The sequence below is a fragment of the Photorhabdus caribbeanensis genome (assembly GCF_018448885.1).
GTDB lineage: Bacteria > Pseudomonadota > Gammaproteobacteria > Enterobacterales > Enterobacteriaceae > Photorhabdus > Photorhabdus caribbeanensis.
Map to the genome: position 1 here is coordinate 34,922 of NZ_RCWB01000025.1, position 18,906 is coordinate 53,827.

General features: G+C 45.5%; 7 protein-coding genes. 6 read left to right on the plus strand and 1 reads right to left on the minus strand.

The features are described 5' to 3' along the window. The first annotated feature begins 8 nt into the window (after window positions 1-8). The 6 genes from EAE90_RS16070 (at window position 9) to tcaC (ending at window position 16,963) form a co-directional block, all read left to right on the plus strand. Window positions 9-1,280 (plus strand): MFS transporter, encoded by a 1,272-nt coding sequence (locus tag EAE90_RS16070; protein ID WP_214054315.1) that lies wholly within the window; start codon window positions 9-11, stop codon window positions 1,278-1,280. Further along, on the plus strand, window positions 1,277-3,049 hold the full coding sequence (locus EAE90_RS16075) for an ABC transporter ATP-binding protein (RefSeq protein WP_214054316.1): 1,773 nt from the start codon (window positions 1,277-1,279) through the stop codon (window positions 3,047-3,049). Before EAE90_RS16070 ends, EAE90_RS16075 begins: the two co-directional genes overlap by 4 nt. Further along, entirely contained in the window at window positions 3,042-4,787 is a 1,746-nt protein-coding gene (locus tag EAE90_RS16080; protein ID WP_246550844.1) for an ABC transporter ATP-binding protein, read from the plus strand. Before EAE90_RS16075 ends, EAE90_RS16080 begins: the two co-directional genes overlap by 8 nt. A gap of 780 nt (window positions 4,788-5,567) precedes the next feature. Further along, entirely contained in the window at window positions 5,568-8,855 is a 3,288-nt protein-coding gene (gene tcaA / locus EAE90_RS16085; protein WP_281422357.1) for an insecticidal toxin complex protein TcaA, read from the plus strand. A 21-nt stretch (window positions 8,856-8,876) separates the two neighbouring features. Further along, window positions 8,877-12,446: an insecticidal toxin complex protein TcaB gene (gene tcaB, locus EAE90_RS16090; protein WP_214054318.1), complete on the plus strand. Its 3,570-nt coding sequence runs from the start codon at window positions 8,877-8,879 to the stop codon at window positions 12,444-12,446. A gap of 59 nt (window positions 12,447-12,505) precedes the next feature. Continuing rightward, window positions 12,506-16,963: an insecticidal toxin complex protein TcaC gene (gene tcaC, locus EAE90_RS16095; protein ID WP_214054319.1), complete on the plus strand. Its 4,458-nt coding sequence runs from the start codon at window positions 12,506-12,508 to the stop codon at window positions 16,961-16,963. Between the two features lie 167 nt (window positions 16,964-17,130). Here tcaC and EAE90_RS16100 read toward each other — a convergent pair whose 3' ends face one another. Then, window positions 17,131-18,729 carry a toxin gene (locus EAE90_RS16100; RefSeq protein ID WP_214054320.1) on the minus strand — a complete coding sequence of 533 codons (1,599 nt, stop codon included), beginning with the start codon at window positions 18,727-18,729 and terminating at the stop codon, window positions 17,131-17,133. Between the last annotated feature and the right edge of the window lie 177 nt (window positions 18,730-18,906).

Sequence of the window (18,906 nt, forward strand, 5' to 3'; positions counted from 1 at the left end):
GAAATATCATGAAATATAATCATAACCTTGTTGGTTTATTCGGTCTTTATTGTGCGCAAGGTGCTCCTCTGGGGTTGGCAATTTTTGCCTTGCCAGGGATCTTACGGCAACAAGGGGCTGATATGCAGTTTATCGGTCTTATTGGTTTATGCATGTTACCCTGGGCATTCAAATTTATCTGGGCTTCTTTCATTGAAAACCATAAACCGTGGGGGTTTAGCAAACTTTCTTCTGGATTAGCTTGGATTCAGCTACTTAAAATACTTTCATTGCTTGCTGTCGCTTCTCTATGGTTTTTCAGTCCACAAACTGATGTCATTGGTTTGCTGATCATACTCACATTAATTAATCTGCTTTATGCCAGCCAGGATGTTGCAGTTGATGCTCTGGCAGTGCGCACTTTTGCCGGCAGCCGTCATGTCAAAGTGAATGTCGGTCAGGTTGCCGGGTTTAGTTTGGGGATGCTGGCAGGGGGCATTCTTAGCCTTTATGTTTTCAGTTCTGTGGGTTGGCGCAATATGGTGCTGTTTTTTTTGCTAGTTCAGATAGTTTGCCATATCCCATTTATGCTTAATAAGGATAAATTCAATATCGATCAGCAACTTCCTGTTAATCCGGGCAGTGCTTCCATATGGAAAATATTCCGCCGTCAGGGAAGCTTGCCGGTCATTCTGATGGCATTGTTGTTCAAGTTCGCCAGTACTCTTGGGGCTGCATTGATATCACCTCTCCTTGTGGATATGGGCGTTAATCTGGAATTTATTGCTCTGATTTCCGGCAGTGTTTTAATTATCAGTTACATCACAGGAGCGCTAGTTGCGGGTTTTCTTCATCGCTGGTTTTCCAGCCCGGCTTTGGCATTAAGCGGGCTGATTGCCAGTGCGTTATGTTGGTTAGGACTGGCGATTTCACTGACTGTATCGTCAACAGATCCCACAATGGTCTTTATCTTTTTTGTCTTGGAAGGCTTCTTTTTCAATCTGAGTTGCGTCTCTTTCTTTTCTTGCTTCATGTGCTGGAGCGAAGGCGATAGCAAACAGGATGTTATTCAGCCAGGAACAAATTTTACATTGCTGCAATGTTGTGAAGTGCTTGGTAGTAGTGCGGCAATGGTCATTGCCGGAACGTTGGCGCACTACTGGGGATTCACCAATGCTTTCTATGCGGCGGTTGCCGGGGGTATTACGACAATTATTATCGTGACAGTCTGTTTCCGTCTGGCTCCGTCTATGATTGTCCGCCCGCCTGCTCAGCTTCAGCAAGTTGAGGTACATCAATGAAATCAGATGATAGTGCTTTTTCTTGGTTGATGAAATTGATCGGGACTCAAAGGAAAAGAGTGATCATTTCCATGATCTTAGCTGTTGTCTACTCTTTGTTGGCGTTGGTGCCTTATGTGCTGATCTATCGCCTGATAGATATTTTTCTGCATCAGCCTGATGTGACGGCATCGCAGGTATGGTGGCTGGTCAGCCTGGCGGCAATGGCGTTGGCTGGTAAGGTCATATTGCAACTATTTTCCGGTTTACTATCACATAAAGCCGCTTTCCAGCTTCTGTTTGAATTGCGCCGCAAAGTAATTGCACGAGTGGGTGATTTGCCGTTGGGTGCGTCTAATCGCCATACCTCTGCAACAATGAAAAAAATCATCTCAGATGATATTGGTAGAATAGAAACATTCATTGCTCACCACTTACCGGATATTGCGGCGGCTATTGTTTCACCATTGGCAGCGGCAATATTGCTGTTTTTCTTTGACTGGAGGCTGGCGTTATTGGCGTTGATCCCACTGCCGTTAGCGATTGCCATGCAGTGCTGGATTTTTAAGGGGTTTGATTCGCGTATCAGAGCTTATCATCAGGTGGTAGCAGATTTGCATACTAGCGTAGTGGATTTTGTTAAAAGCATGCCACTCGTCAAAGCCTTCAATATGACCGTCGATTCCCATCAGCGATATGCTAATGCAGTGGAACAACACCATAGATTAGTTACCGGATGGCTCGCCGATACCCGAACTCCTGCTGCGTTGTTTAAGTTGGCTTTAGATTTGGGGTTGTTGTGTATTATGCCCGTTGGTATCTGGTTATATGCTCAAGGGGATGTGGAGTTAGCGATATTATTTATCTTCATGCTGTTGGGAATTGGCTTGATGGAACCATTCTACAACCTGTTGCAATTTGCTGGCATGTTCAGCGAAATGCTAAAAGGCGTGGAAAATATCCGTGATTTTTCTAATCAGCCTCAGCAACGGGAAGGGCATGTTCCACAATCAATCAATGGCAGTGATATCTGTTTTGAGCATGTCACATTCAGCCATAATAATGCGGTTATTCCTACGGTAGATGCTCTCTCTTTTATTGCGCGGCAAGGGGAAATTACTGCGATTGTTGGCCCCTCTGGGGCAGGGAAAACAACCGCGGCTCAACTTATTCCACGGTTATATGAGTATCAGCAAGGTTGTATTTCAATTGGTGGAAGCGATATTACCGCGATGCCTTTGGATCAACTAATGTCACTGGTTAGTTTTGTTTTTCAGGATGTATTTATCTTCGAAGACACCATTATGAATAATATCAGGATGGGGAATCAGGATATTTCAGAATCGCAGGTTATTGCAGCCGCTAAAGCGGCTTGCGTTGATGAATTTGTTCGTGAATTACCGCAAGGATATCAAACAGTGGTTCAGCAGGGGTCGCTCAGTGGTGGGCAAGCTCAGCGGATCTCTATTGCTAGAGCGATAGCAAAAGATTCTCCGGTTTTAATTTTGGATGAAGCGACTGCCTATGCGGATGCGAAAAATGAAGTAAGAATCCAGCAGGCATTGTCCCATTTGATGAAAGGGCGCACGGTATTGGTCATTGCTCATCGGCTAAATACACTGGTCAATGTCAATAAAATCATTGTGATGGATAATGGAGGTAAAGTGGCGGAAGGAACGCATCAGCAACTTTTGCAGGAGTGCCGACTTTATCAGAATATGTGGGATGCTCATCAGGCGGCAAAAAGCTGGCATGTGGCTATGCGTAATCAGGAGGTTTCGCATGTTTAAGGCGTTTAATCTTTCCCACTTGGTTGGAAAACCACTGAAAGGGCTTTCAGGTATGGTGGCCCTCTCCATATTGGATGCTTTACTGGCATCAGCGCCTTACGCATTTCTTTACTACATCATTCTCGATATGCTTTCTGATATGCCCGATATGGTGTATCAGTTTAAATTAGTCGGAGGTTGTGCAGCTTTGATGTTGGTTCGAGTATTACTGGCTCGTACACTTTATTTCAATATTTCACTGATTGGTTTCGATGCAGGGCGTACGTTACGTAAAAACCTGGGAGAACATTTGCGCCGTATGCCGATGGGTTTTTTTCAGCGGACGGATATGAGTAGCGTTAATAATACATTGCTGAAAGATATCGATATGATCGAACATATTTTCACGCACTTGTATGCGCCAATGATCGCAACGGCTTCCGTACTTTGTTTCTTTTCTATCGGATTATTATTGAAAGATTGGCGTATGGCGCTGGCTATGCTTTCAACTTTACCTCTGGCGCTATGTGCTTATTTACTGATGCGACAATATGCGCGTCGCTGGCAAAATAGGATGCAACAATTACTGTTCAAACTTAATGATGCTTTGATGGAGTATATTGATGGCTTGAAAGTGTTGAAATCTTATCGGATGCTTGGTCAGGCTTTTGGCCGCTTGAATAATGTACTTACGACAACTTATCAACAATCGCTGACTGCCGAAAAAGCTGGCGTCTGGCCGATATACAGTTTTAATTTGCTGGTGGAATGCGGATTTATCGTGTTGTTGATCGCGCTGACTTGGGGATGGTTGGGGCATACTCTGTCATTAGCGGAGGTACTGGTATTTCTTATCGCAGCGGTGCGTTTTTTCCGGCCATTATTGAATATGTCAATGTTTCTGGCGGAGTTGAATTATTTTAGTTTGGCAACAGAACGGGTTAAAAAAGTATTTGAATTGCCTGAATTATCGCAGGGAAATACCCGACCGCAGCTCAATAATATGACGATTGAATTAGATAATGTGTATTTTGCGTATCCTGATAAACCAGAAATTTTTCGCGGAATAAATCTAACTATTGAAGCGAATAAAGTAACTGCTTTGGTTGGGGCATCCGGTTCAGGGAAATCAACACTGGCTGCACTAATAGCCCGTTTTTGGCAACTTTCAGAAGGAAGTATTTGGGTAGGTAGTGGGGACCAAAAAATTGATATTGCCTCTATGGAGATGGAATATTGGCAACAATATATCAGTGTGGTATTCCAGAGTAATTATATGCTCAATGACACGATTGGTAATAACCTCCGAATTGCCAACCCTGATGCCTGTGATGAAGAATTATTGCGTGTCTGCTGTCTGGCAAGGTTGGATAGTTTATTGAATAAATTGCCTGATGGGTTGAATACGAAAATCGGTGCAGATGGGATACGCCTTTCTGGCGGAGAATTGCAACGGCTTTCTATAGCAAGGGCATTACTAAAAAATGCGCCTCTGGTTATTTTGGATGAAGCAACGGCTTCGCTCGATCCAGAAAATGAAAGAGATATCCAATTAGCGATGCAGTCATTGATAACGAATAAAACGGTGTTGGTTATTGCACATAAATTGTCATCCATTGAATATGCGGACAAAATTGTGGTGATGAATAATGGTGAAATTGCTGAGCAAGGACAACATCAGCAATTATTGGCAAATCGAGGGCTTTACCACGATCTTTGGACACTACAGCAATCCGCACAAAATTGGCGGTTAGCTTAAGCTATTGAATAGTTAATATTTCCTGTGGGCAGATCAAATGGCCCACAGCGTATTGACAAAGTGCTGGTTTTTATCTGACATTTAATAAGCAACTGTCCTGAGCAACAATTTATGACACAATCTGGTGGTATGACTCATCCCATTCTTCGTTCTTTCTGATCATGGCATTCAGGATGGTCAGAAGTTTGCGCATACAGGCAATCAGAACCATTTTTTGGCTTTACTCGCGGGCTTTAATCCCCCAGGGTTTATCAGGCTGCACACACTGTGCCAAATCTAGTCATGTCGACATTGTAATCAATTTTCAAGATACAAGGGGTTACGGCGGATTTTGTTAAAAATCCAAAATGCCCCGATAGATACAAGTCTGATTATTTTCAAACTGAAACTATTTACGGGTTTTCTTTTCCACTACGATTAAATTAATTTTTTATTCCTACATTAATAAAAATTGAGCTTAACATAATAAGCCTCCACGCTATAAAGTCATGCCTCCATCAATTAACCACTCTTACCAAATAGTGAAAATGATTCTAATTGCCTAAGATAAATGATGCACTAGCCTATTATCACAAATTATTTTTCATTTTTATAACACTTTTGCTATCAGCGCCTTGGACGAAATTTCTCATGCTGGTCGTTTTGTTTATCTCTGAATCACCTTAATTGAACCAGCAATAAATAAAAAAATAAAAGGAATATTTATGAATTGTTACACCAAGAAAGCTAGCTCGATTTTCGAAACTAACCTTCCAAGATGTTCTAATTCTAAGCCATGTAATGGTGACTGTTATGCAAAATAAAATATCATTTTTATCAGGCACATCCGAACAGCCTCTGCTTGACGCTGGTTATCAAAACGTATTTGACATCGCATCAATCAGCCGGGCTGCTTTCGTTCAGTCCGTTCCCACCCTGCCCGTTAAAGAGGCTCATACACTCTATCGTCAGGCGCGGCAACGGGCAGAAAATCTGAAATCCCTCTACCGAGCCTGGCAATTACGTCAGGAGCCGGTTATTAAAGGGCTGACTAAACTTAATGCGCAATCCGACGTTTCTGTGCTTAAAGATGCTTTGGTCGAGAATATTGGCGGTGATGGGGATTTCAGCGATTTAATGAACCGTGCCAGTCAATATGCTGATGCTGCCTCTATTCAATCCCTATTTTCACCGGGCCGTTATGCTTCCGCACTCTACAGGGTTGCTAAAGATCTGCATAAATCAGATTCCAGTTTGCATATCGATAATCGCCGCGCTGATCTGAAAGATCTGATATTAAGCGAAACGACCATGAATAAAGAGGTCACTTCCCTTGATATCTTGTTGGATGTGCTACAAAAAGGCAGTAAAGATATTGCTGAATTGTCCAGCGCGTTCTTCCCAATGACATTACCTTACGACGATCACCTGTCGCAAATCGATTCCGCTTTATCGGCACAAGCCAGAACGCTAAACGGTGTATGGAACACTTTGACAGATGCCACGGCACAAGCGGTTTCAGAACAGGCCGATAATACGAATACACGCAAACTGTTCACCGCCCAAGATGCTAATAAAGATACGTTTTTTGCCGGAAACACTTTTTATTTCAAAGCAGTAGGCTTCGACGGGCAACCTATGGTTTACCTGTCGCAATACACCAGCGGAAATGGCATTATCGGCGCACAATTGATTGCAGGTAATCCCGACTCAGCTAAGGCCGCTATTGTCGCACCGCTGAAACTCACTTGGTCAATGGCAAAACAGTGCTACTACCTCGGCACTCCCGATGGTACAACGATGGGAGATGGTAATGTTCTGACCGGCTGTTTCTTAAGAGGCAACAGCCCGACCAACCCGGATAAAGACGGCATTTTTGCCCAAATAGCCAATAAATCAGGCAGTACTCAGCCTTTACCGAGCTTCCATCTGCCAGTCACACTGGAACGCAGCGAGAATAAGGATAAGTACTATCTGAAAACAGAACAGGGTTATATCGCGGTAGATAGTTCCGGTCAGTCAAACTGGAAAAATGCGCTGGTCATCAATGGGACAAAAGACAAAGGGCTGTTATTAACATTTTGCAGCGATAGCTCAGGTACCCCGACAAACCCTGATGATGTGATTCCTCCCGCGATTAATGATATTCCGTCGCCACCAGCCCGCGAAACCCTGTCACTGACGCCGGTGAGTTATCAATTGATGACCAATCCAGCACCAACAGAAGATGATATTACCAACCATTATGGTTTTAACGGCGGTAGTTTACGGGCTTCTTCATTGTCAACCAGCGAATTGACCAGCAAACTGAATTCTATCGATACTTTCTGTGAGAAGACTCGATTAAACTTCAATCAATTAATGGTTCTGACCGCTCAGCAATCTTATCGCCAAAGCAGCGTTGATGCGAAAGCAGCCAGCCGCTATGTGCGTTTTGGGGAAACTGATCCTACTCGCGTCAATGTCTACGGCGCAGCCTATCTGAACAGCACACTGGCAGCAGCGGCTGATGGTCAATATCTGTGGATTCAAACCGATGGCAAGAGCCTGAATTTCACTGATGATACGGTAGTCGCCTTAGCCGGTCGCGCTGAAAAGCTGGTGCGTCTATCATCCCAGACCGGGCTATCATTTGAAGAATTGGACTGGCTGATTGTCAATGCCAGCCGTAGTGTACCGGACCACCACGATAAAATTGTGCTGGATAAACCGGTCCTTGAAGCACTGGCAGAGTATGTCAGCCTGAAACAGCGCTATGGACTTGATGCCAATACCTTTGTGACGTTCATTAGTGCAGTAAATCCTTATACGCCAGATCAGACACCCAGTTTCTATGAAACCGCTTTCCGCTCTGCCGACGGTAATCATGTCATTGCGCTAGGTACAGAGGTGAAATATGCAGAAAATGAACAGGATGAGTTGTCCACTATATGCTGCAAAGCATTAGGTGTCACCAGTGATGAATTGTTCCGTATTGGTCGCTATTGTTTCGGTGATGCAGGCAGTTTTACCTTGGATGAATATACCGCCAGTCAGTTGTATCGCTTCGGAGCCATTCCCCGTTTGTTTGGGCTGACATTCGCCCAAGCCGAAATTTTATGGCGTCTGATGGAAGGCGGAAAAGATATCTTATTGCAACAGTTAGGTCAGGCAAAATCCCTGCAACCACTGGCTATTTTACGCCGTACCGAGCAGGTGCTGGATTGGATGTCATCTGTCAACTTGAGTCTGACTTATCTGCAAGGGATGGTAAGTACGCAATGGAGCGGTACCGCCACCGCTGAGATGTTCAATTTCTTGGAAAACGTTTGTGACAGCGTGAATAGTCAAGCTGCCAGCAAAGAAACAATGGATTCGGCGTTACAGCAAAAAGTGCTGCGTGCGCTAAGTGCCGGTTTCGGCATTAAGAGCAATGTGATGGGTATCGTAACCTTCTGGTTAGAGAAAATCACAATCGGTAGTGATAATCCTTTTACATTGGCAAACTACTGGCATGGTATTCAAACCTTGTTTAGCCATGACAATGCCACATTGGATTCCTTGCAAACCGATACTTCTCTGGTAATTGCGACTCAGCAACTTAGCCAGCTAGTGTTAATTGTGAAATGGCTGAGCCTGACCGAGCAGGATCTGCAATTACTGACAACCTATCCTGAACGTTTACTCAACGGCATCACTAATGTCCCTGTTCCCAATCCAGAGCTATTACTCACGCTATCACGTTTTAAACAGTGGCAAACTCAGGTCACCGTTTCCCGTGATGAAGCGATGCGCTGTTTCGATCAATTAAATGTCAAAGATATGACGACTGAGAATGCAGCTTCACTTATCGCCACATTGCATGAGATGGATAAAGGTACGGTAGCGCAAGTTAATACCTTGCTATTAGGGGAAAATAACTGGCCGAAAAGTTTTACATCACTCTGGCAACTTCTGACCTGGTTACGTGTCGGACAAAGCTTGAATGTCGGTAGTAGCACTCTGGGTAATCTGTTGACCATGATGCAAGCAGATCCTACGGCCGAGAGTAGCGCCTTACTGGCATCGGTAGCCCAAAACTTAAGTGCCGCAATCAGCAATCGTCAGTAACCGGATAAGAAGGAATTGATTATGTCTGAATCTTTATTTACACAAACGTTGAAAGAAGCGCGCCGTGATGCATTGGTTGCTCATTATATTGCTACTCAGGTGCCCGCAGATTTAAAAGAGAGTATCCAGACCGCTGATGATCTGTATGAATATCTGTTGCTAGATACCAAAATTAGCGATCTGGTTACTACTTCACCATTGTCCGAGGCGATTGGCAGTCTGCAACTATTTATTCATCGTGCGGTAGAAGGCTATGACGGCACACTGGCTGACTCAGCAAAACCCTATTTTGCCGATGAGCAGTTTTTATATAACTGGGATAGTTTTAACCACCGTTATAGCACCTGGGCTGGCAAGGAGCGGTTGAAATTCTATGCCGGGGATTATATTGACCCAACATTGCGATTGAATAAGACTGAGATATTTACCGCATTTGAACAGGGTATTTCTCAAGGGAAATTAAAAAGTGAATTAGTCGAATCTAAATTACGTGATTATCTAATTAGCTATGACACTTTAGTCACCCTTGATTATATCACTGCCTGCCAAGGTAAGAATAATAAAACCATCTTCTTTATCGGCCGTACACAAAATGCCCCCTATGCATTTTATTGGCGGAAATTAACTTTAATCACTGATGGCGGTAAGCTGAAACCGGATCAATGGTCAGAGTGGCGAGCTATTAATGCCGGGATTAGTGAGGCATATTCAGGGCATGTCGAGCCTTTCTGGGAAAATAACAAGCTACATATCCGTTGGTTTACTATATCGAAAGAAGATAAAATAGATTTTGTTTATAAAAACATCTGGGTGATGAGTAGCGATTATAGCTGGACATCAAAGAAAAAAATCTTGGAGCTTTCTTTTACTGGCTACAATAGAGTTGGAGCAACAGGTTCATCAAGCCCGACTGAAGTAGCTTCACAATATGGTTCTGATGCTCAGATGAATATTTCTGATGATGGAACAATACTTATTTTTCAGAATGTCGGCGGAGCTACTCCCCGCACCGGAGTGACGCTATGTTATGATTCTGGCGAAGTAATTAAGAACTTGTCTAATACAGGAAGTGCAAATTTATCTTCAAAGGATTATGCCACAACTAAATTACGCATGTGTCATGGACAAAGTTACAATGATAATAACTACTGTAATTTTACACTCTCTATTAATACAATAGAATTCACTTCCTACGGCACATTTTCATCAGATGGAAAACAATTTACACCACCTTCTGGTTCTGCCATTGATTTACACCTCCCTAATTATGTAGATCTCAATGCGCTATTAGATATTAGCCTCGACTCACTACTTAATTATGATGTGCAGGGCCAGTTTGGCGGATCTAATCCGGTTGATAATTTCAGTGGCCCCTATGGTATTTATCTGTGGGAAATCTTCTTCCATATTCCGTTCCTGGTTGCGGTACGTATGCAAACCGAGCAACGTTACGAGGACGCGGACACTTGGTTTAAATACATTTTCCGCAGCGCCGGTTACCGTGATGCTAATGGCGAGCTCATTATGGATGGCAGCAAACCACGTTATTGGAATGTGATGCCATTGGAACTGGATACCGCATGGAATACCACACAGCCCGCCACCACTGATCCAGACGTGATCGCTATGGCTGATCCGATGCATTACAAGCTGGCGATATTCTTGCATGCCCTAGATCTGTTAATTGCCCGCGGCGACAGCGCTTACCGTCAACTTGAGCGCGATACTTTAGTCGAAGCCAAAATGTACTACATTCAGGCACAACAGCTACTGGGACCACGCCCTGATATCCATACCACCAATACCTGGCCAAATCCGACGCTGAGTGTAGAATCAGGCAAAATCGCCACACCGACACTCCTCAGTTCACCAGAAGTGATGACATTTGCTGCCTGGCTAAATGCAGGCGATACCGTAAATATTGGTGACGGTGATTTCTTGCCACCGTACAACGATGTACTGCTCGGTTACTGGGATAAACTTGAATTACGTCTATACAATCTACGCCACAACCTGAGTCTGGATGGTCAACCACTGAATCTTCCTCTATATGCCACGCCGGTAGATCCGAAAACCCTGCAACGTCAACAAGCTGGGGGAGACGGTACAGGCAGCAGTCCGGCTGGCGGTCAAGGCAGTGTTCAAGGCTGGCGCTATCCACTATTGGTAGAACGGGCCCGTTCTGCCGTCAGTTTGTTGACTCAGTTCGGCAACAGCTTACAAACGACATTAGAACGTCAGGATAATGAAAAAATGACGCTGTTGTTGCAGACTCAACAGCAAGCCATCCTGAAACAACAGCACGATATACAGCAAAATAATCTCAAAGGATTACAACACAGCCTGACCGCATTACAGGCCAGCCGTGATGGTGCGACATTGCGGCAAAAACACTACAGCGACCTAATTAACGGCGGTCTATCTGCGGCAGAAATCGCCGGTCTGACACTGCGCAGCACCGCCATGATTACCAATGGAGTTGCGACGGGATTACTGATTGCCGGCGGAATCGCCAACGCTGTACCTAACGTCTTCGGACTGGCTAACGGTGGTTCTGAATGGGGAGCGCCATTAATCGGCTCCGGGCAAGCAACCCAAGTTGGCGCCGGTATCCAGGATCAGAGCGCCGGCATTTCAGAAGTGACAGCAGGTTATCAGCGTCGTCAGGAAGAGTGGGCATTACAACGGGATATTGCTAATAACGAAATAACCCAACTGGATGCCCAGATACAAAGCCTGCAAGAGCAGATCACGATGGCACAAAAACAGATCATGCTCTCTGAAACCGAACAAGCGAATGCTCAGGCGATTTATGACCTGCAAACCACTCGTTTTACCGGACAGGCACTGTATAACTGGATGGCCGGCCGTCTCTCCGCGCTCTATTACCAGATGTATGATTCGACTTTGCCAATCTGTCTCCAGGCAAAAGCCGCCTTAGTACAAGAATTAGGCGAGAAAGAGAGCGACAGTCTATTTCAAGTTCCGGTGTGGAATGATCTGTGGCAAGGATTGTTAGCAGGGGAAGGTTTAAGTTCCGAGCTACAGAAATTGGATGCCATCTGGCTTGCACGGGGTGGCATCGGGCTGGAAGCCATCCGTACCGTGTCGCTGGATGCCCTGTTTGGTACCGGGACGTTAAGTCAAAACATCAATAAGGTGCTTAACGGGGAAAAGGTACCTCCAACCAGTGGCGTCACTCTGACGCTGACAGGGGATATCTTCCAAGCAACACTGGATTTGAGTCAGCTAGGTTTGGATAACTCTTACAACCTGGGTAACGAGAAGAAGCGCCGCATTAAACGTATCGCCGTCACCCTGCCAACACTTCTGGGACCCTATCAAGATCTTGAAGCCACATTGGTAATGGGCGCGGAAATCGCCGCCTTATCACACGGTGTGAATGACGGAGGCCGGTTTGTTACCGACTTTAACGACAGTCGTTTTCTGCCTTTTGAAGGTCGAGATGCGACAACCGGTACACTGGCGCTCAATATTTTCCACGCGGGTAAAGGGGGATCGCAACACGATTTGGTTGCTAATTTGAGTGACATCATTGTGCATCTGAATTACATCATTCGAGACGCGTAAATTTCTTTTCTTTTTCGATTACAGGTCTCTATCAGGGGCCTGTTATTAAGGAGTATTTTATGCAGGATTCACCAGAAGTATCGATTACAACGCTGTCACTTCCCAAAGGTGGCGGTGCTATCAATGGCATGGGAGAAGCTCTGAATGCTGCCGGCCCTGATGGCATGGCCACCCTATCTCTACCATTACCCCTTTCAACTGGTAGAGGAACAGCTCCTGGATTATCGCTGATTTACAGCAACAGTGCAGGTAACGGGCCTTTCGGCATCGGCTGGCAATGTGGCGTCATGGCCATTAGCCGACGCACCCAACATGGCATTCCACAATACGGTAATGACGACACGTTCTTATCCCCACAAGGCGAGGTCATGAATATCGCCCTGAATGACCAAGGGCAACCTGATATTCGTCAAAACGTTAAGACGCTGCAAGGCGTTACCTTGCCAATCGCCTATATCGTGACCCGCTATCAAGCCCGTCAGATTCTGGATTTCAGTAAAATCGAATACTGGCAACCTGCCTCCGGTCAAGAAGGACACGCTTTCTGGCTAATATCGTCACCGGATGGCCAACTGCATATCTTAGGGAAAACCGCACAGGCTTGTCTGGCAAATCCGCAAAATGACCAACAAATCGCCCAGTGGTTGCTGGAAGAAACCGTGACGCCAACCGGTGAACATGTCAGCTATCAATACCGAGCCGAAGATGAAGCCCATTGTGACGACAATGAAAAAACAGCTCATCCTAATGTTACCGCGCAGCGCTATCTGGTACAGGTGAACTACGGTAACATCAAACCACAAGCCAGCCTGTTCGTACTGGATAACACCCCTCCCGCACCGGAAGAGTGGCTGTTTCATCTGGTCTTTGACCACGGCGAGCGCGATACTTCACTTCATACCGTACCGAAATGGGATGCAGGTACAGCGCAATGGTCTGTACGACCGGATCTCTTCTCCCGCTATGAATACGGTTTTGAAGTGCGCACTCGCCGCTTATGTCAACAAGTGCTGATGTTTCACCGTACCGCCCTCATGGCCGGAGAAGCCGGTACCAATGACACGCCGGAACTGGTTGGACGCTTAATTCTGGAATATGACAAAAACGCCAGCGTCACCACGTTGATTACCATCCGTCAATTAAGCCATGAACCGGATGGCAGCCCAGTCGCCCTGCCGCCACTGGAACTCGCCTGGCAGCGGTTTGATCTGGAGAAGATGCCGACATGGCAACGTTTTGATGCACTAGATAATTTTAACTCGCAACAACGTTATCAATTGGTTGATCTGCGAGGAGAAGGGTTGCCGGGTATGCTGTACCAAGATCGCGGCGCTTGGTGGTATAAAGCGCCGCAACGTCAGGAAGGCGGGGACAGTAATGCCGTCACTTACGGCAAAATCTCCCCACTGCCTACCCTACCCAGTTTGCAGGATAACGCCTCATTAATGGATATCAACGGAGACGGCCAACTGGATTGGGTAATCACCGCCTCCGGTATTCGCGGATACCATAGCCAACAACCCGATGGAAAATGGACGCACTTCACGCCAATCAATGCCTTGCCAGTGGAATATTTTCATCCAAATATTCAGTTCGCTGACCTTACCGGGGCTGGCTTATCCGATTTAGTGTTAGTCGGGCCGAAAAGCGTGCGTCTATATGCCAACCAGCGAAACGGCTGGCGTAAAGGACAAGATGTCCCCCAATCCACAGGCATCACCCTGCCCGTCACCGGGACCGATGCCCGCAAACTGGTAGCTTTCAGTGATATGCTCGGCTCCGGTCAACAACATCTGGTGGAAATTAAGGCTAATCGCGTCACCTGTTGGCCTAATCTGGGACATGGCCGTTTTGGTCAACCACTCACCCTGCCAGGATTTAGCCAGCCCGAAAATAGCTTCAATCCCGAACGGCTGTTTCTGGCGGATATCGACGGCTCCGGTACCACCGATCTTATCTATGCGCAATCCGGTTCTTTGCTCATTTATCTCAACCAAAGTGGTAATCAGTTTGATGCCCCACTGACATTAGCGTTGCCAGAAGGCGTACAATTTGACAACACTTGCCAACTTCAAGTCGCCGATATTCAGGGATTAGGGATAGCCAGCCTGATTCTGACCGTGCCACATATCGCGCCGCATCACTGGCGTTGTGATCTGTCACTGACCAAACCCTGGTTGTTGAATGTGATGAACAATAACCGGGGCGCACATCACACCCTGCATTATCGCAGTTCCGCGCAATTCTGGTTGGATGAGAAATTACAGCTCGCCAAAGCAGGAAAATCTCCGGTTTGTTACCTGCCATTTCCAATGCATCTGCTATGGCATACCGAAATTCAGGATGAAATCAGCGGTAATCGGCTCACCAGCGAAGTCAGCTACAGCCACGGCGTCTGGGATGGTAAAGAGCGGGAATTCAGAGGATTTGGTTGTATCAAACAGACAGATACCACAACGTTTTCTCACGGCACCGCCCCCGAACAAGCGGCACCGTCACTGAGCATTAGCTGGTTTGCCACCGGGATGGATCAGGTAGACAGCCAATTAGCCACGGAATATTGGCAGGCAGACACGCAAGCTTATAGCGGATTTGAAACCCGTTATACCGTCTGGGATAACACCAGCCAGACAGACCAAGCATTTACCCCCAATGAGACACAACGTAACTGGCTGACGCGGGCACTTAAAGGCCAATTGCTACGCACTGAGCTTTACGGTCTGGACGGAACGGATAAGCAAACGGTGCCTTATACCGTCAGTGAATCGCGCTATCAGGTACGCTCTATTCCCGTAGATAAAGAAACCGAATTATCTGCCTGGGTGACTGCTATTGAAAATCGCAGCTATCACTATGAACGTATCATCAGTGATCCACAGTTCAGCCAAAGTATCTGGTTGCAGCACGATGTTTTTGGTCAATCACTGCAAAGTGTCGATATTGCCTGGCCGCGCCGTGAAAAACCGGCAGTGAATCCCTACCCGCCTACCCTGCCGGAAACACTGTTTGACAGTAGCTATGATGACCAGCAACAACTATTACGTCTGGTGAGACAAAAAAATAGCTGGCATCACCTGACTGACGGAGAAAACTGGCGATTAGGTTTACCGAATGCACAACGCCGTGATGTTTATACTTATGACCGGAGTAAAATTCCGGCCGAAGGGATCTCTCTCGAAATCTTGCTAAAAGCAGACGGCCTGCTAGCAGATGAAAAAGCGGCCGTTTATCTGGGGCAACAACAGACGTTTTACACCGCCGGTCAATCAGAAGTCACTCTAGAAAAGCCCACATTACAGGCTCTGGTCGCGTTTCAAGAAACCGCCATGATGGACGATACCTCATTAGAAGCGTATAAGGGCGTGATTGAAGAACAGGAGTTGAATACCACACTGATACAGGCCGGTTATCAGCAAGTCGCGCGGTTGTTTAATACCGGATCAGAAAGCCCAGTATGGGTAGCACGGCAAAGCTATACCGATTACGGTAATGCCACACAGTTCTGGCGGCCTCAGACTCAGCGTAACTCGTTGCTGACAGGGAAAACCACTCTGACCTGGGATACCCATCATTGCGTAATAATACAGACTCAGGATGCCGCTGGATTAACGACGCAAGCCCGTTACGATTATCGTTTCCTGACCCCGGTACAACTGACAGATATTAATGATAATCAACATATTGTAACCTTGGATGCGCTAGGTCGCGTGACCACCAGCCGGTTCTGGGGCACGGAAGCAGGACAGGCTACAGGCTATTCCAACCAGCCCTTTACGCCACCAGACTCCGTAGATAAAGCGCTGGCATTAACCGGCGCACTCCCCGTTGCCCAATGTTTAGTCTATGCAGTTGATAGTTGGATGCCGTCGTTATCTCTGTCTCAGCTCTCTCAATCACCAGAAGGGGCAGAAGCGCTATGGGCGCAACTGCGTGCCGCTCATATGGTTACAGAAGATGGGAAAGTATGTGCGCTAAGCGGGAAACGGGGAATAGGCCATCAGAACCTAACGATTCAACTTATCTCGCTATTGGCAAGTATTCCCCGTTTACCTCCACACATATTGGGCATCACCACTGATCGCTACGATAACGATCCGCAACAACAGCACCAACAGACGGTGAGTTTTAGTGACGGCTTTGGCCGGTTACTCCAGAGTTCAGCCCGTCATGAGCCCGGTGACGCCTGGCAACGTAAAGAAGACGGTGGGCTGGTTGTGGATGCAAATGGCGTTCTGGTCAGTGCTCCTACAGACAACCGATGGGCGGTTTCCGGTCGCACAGAATATGACGATAAAGGCCAACCTGTACGTACTTATCAACCCTATTTTCTGAATGACTGGCGCTACGTTAGTGATGACAGCGCACGAGGTGATCTGTTTGCCGATACCCACCTTTATGATCCACTGGGACGGGAATACAAAGTCATCACCGCTAAGAAATATTTGCGAGAAAAACTATACACGCCGTGGTTTATCGTCAGTGAGGATGAAAACGATACCGCATCAAGAACCCCATAGTTTTACCTATTTTTATCTGTTGCCCCGCGCGCGGTACATCGCGGGGCAGTATCCAATCAACGATGAAGATTCAGCATTTCCGGTCAGTTCCACCGTTCTCTTTAATAATGCAGGTCTCTTTTCAAGGAAACCTGCATACTCATAGAATTAAAGATGAAATATCAACATCAATGTTCTTTATTAGTAAAAGCCGAAACAGGATCAGATGTCGGGACAGAGCTATCGCAATTATAATGCTCTCCTGCCAGCCCTATTTTTTTGCAAGCCGTAGACAAAAGATCATTAGGTGTTGCCCACTCATCTTTCCAGTTACTACCGTCATAACGTTTATTCTTAAATAGATCCCACATTATCAGGCCCGTTTTACCATATTTGATCGTACCATCTAATATGCTGTCGAGAGCTGTTTTCGTGAGCGGTAAATTACCGGTTGCCGGTTTACCCACTTCAAACCCAACTGTAATAGGCGGTAAAACCAATAATTTTTGTGGTTGAATTGATGCCTGAGCGTAGTTACGCGCTCCTTTCAGTTTGATATGGAAGGTGACTACTTCATTGCCGGATTTAAGCCAATTAATATATTGACCATAATAATACTTAACCTGCCCAGGAAGATCACAAGGAATATATGTTTCACCTCCGCCAATAAATCCACAATCTTTTTCACTTAAATCATAGGTCATCACACCAATATAACTGAGACGGTTGATTAAATCGGGATAACTCAGCGCAGTATTATAAATCAAACCATAGAGATTTCCTCCCCACCAGGCACCACCATAAATATCACTATTCCTCGCGTTGGTTCCCCAGTTAGCGGACATATTTGGGATACCTCCCGTTGCAGGACCTGCGGTACTTAGTTTAAGTGATGGTTTAACTGCATTAATTGAAGTGTAAAAAGACTTTAAAATAGCGGCGAATTTATCCACGGTTGCAGGCATTACGCGGGGAATTTTTTCTGCGCCAGGAACAATATTCATTGACGCATCATAAACATAACCGCCTAATCCCTTTGCTATTAAAGTTGATGTAATAAGAGTTTCGCTGTTATTAGGGGGAACCTTGATTGAGTCAGGCGTTAATTTCCAACTTTTTGCATTAATATCAGCGTGCCAGAATTCTTCATAATCAACATCAATTCCGACTACCCCCAAGTCAGCAGCCAAATTGACGATATTGCTATATGCCTTATCTGCTTCTTTACCCGTAATAGCACTGTCAAATCGAGGAATTTTGGTCAGAGGATTAGGGAAGACATCATAAACTGCACCGGGTTCATTACCACAAGCATCTTTTTTGCCTGCGGTTATATCATAAATTTTCGGATAACAACTAAAGTTCCATCCACCTACAGCAATATAAGTACTTACTCCATGAGATTTTAAATCAGCGATAACACCTTTTAATGCCACAAAATCAGCCCTGGCATTTTCAGCTTCTTTGGTGCTAATACTTTGATCAGAAGTACAGGTATAACCAAACAATCCTGAACATTTCAGACTGTTTTTTTCATAGTTAACAAAACTAGGCTGGACAAAAGACAATACCAATGTATTAAAGTTACTCTTGTTCTTAGAAATATCTCTACTTAATTTTTTAAAATTATCAAGACTGGCATAATATTCTTGAGTATCAGCCTGCGCAGCAGGTCCACTCAGATAATATGCAGATATTTTAGGATTGGCGGCAATAACATTTCCTGATATGAAAAAACACAATACAGAACTCGCTAATAAATATCGATTTAATTTATATTTAGACATATATCTGTCTCCACTTGGTTAACATTACTTTTCCGATTACAGCCAATGAGTTATCATGACGCCTCATTGCCTTTTCATCATGAACGGTATAAGTTTTTCCCTAATAGAGCGTTAATATGTTCAGTCTGTTATTATAGACTGTGATGTAGTTACTAAACTGTTATATTGGCATTAATT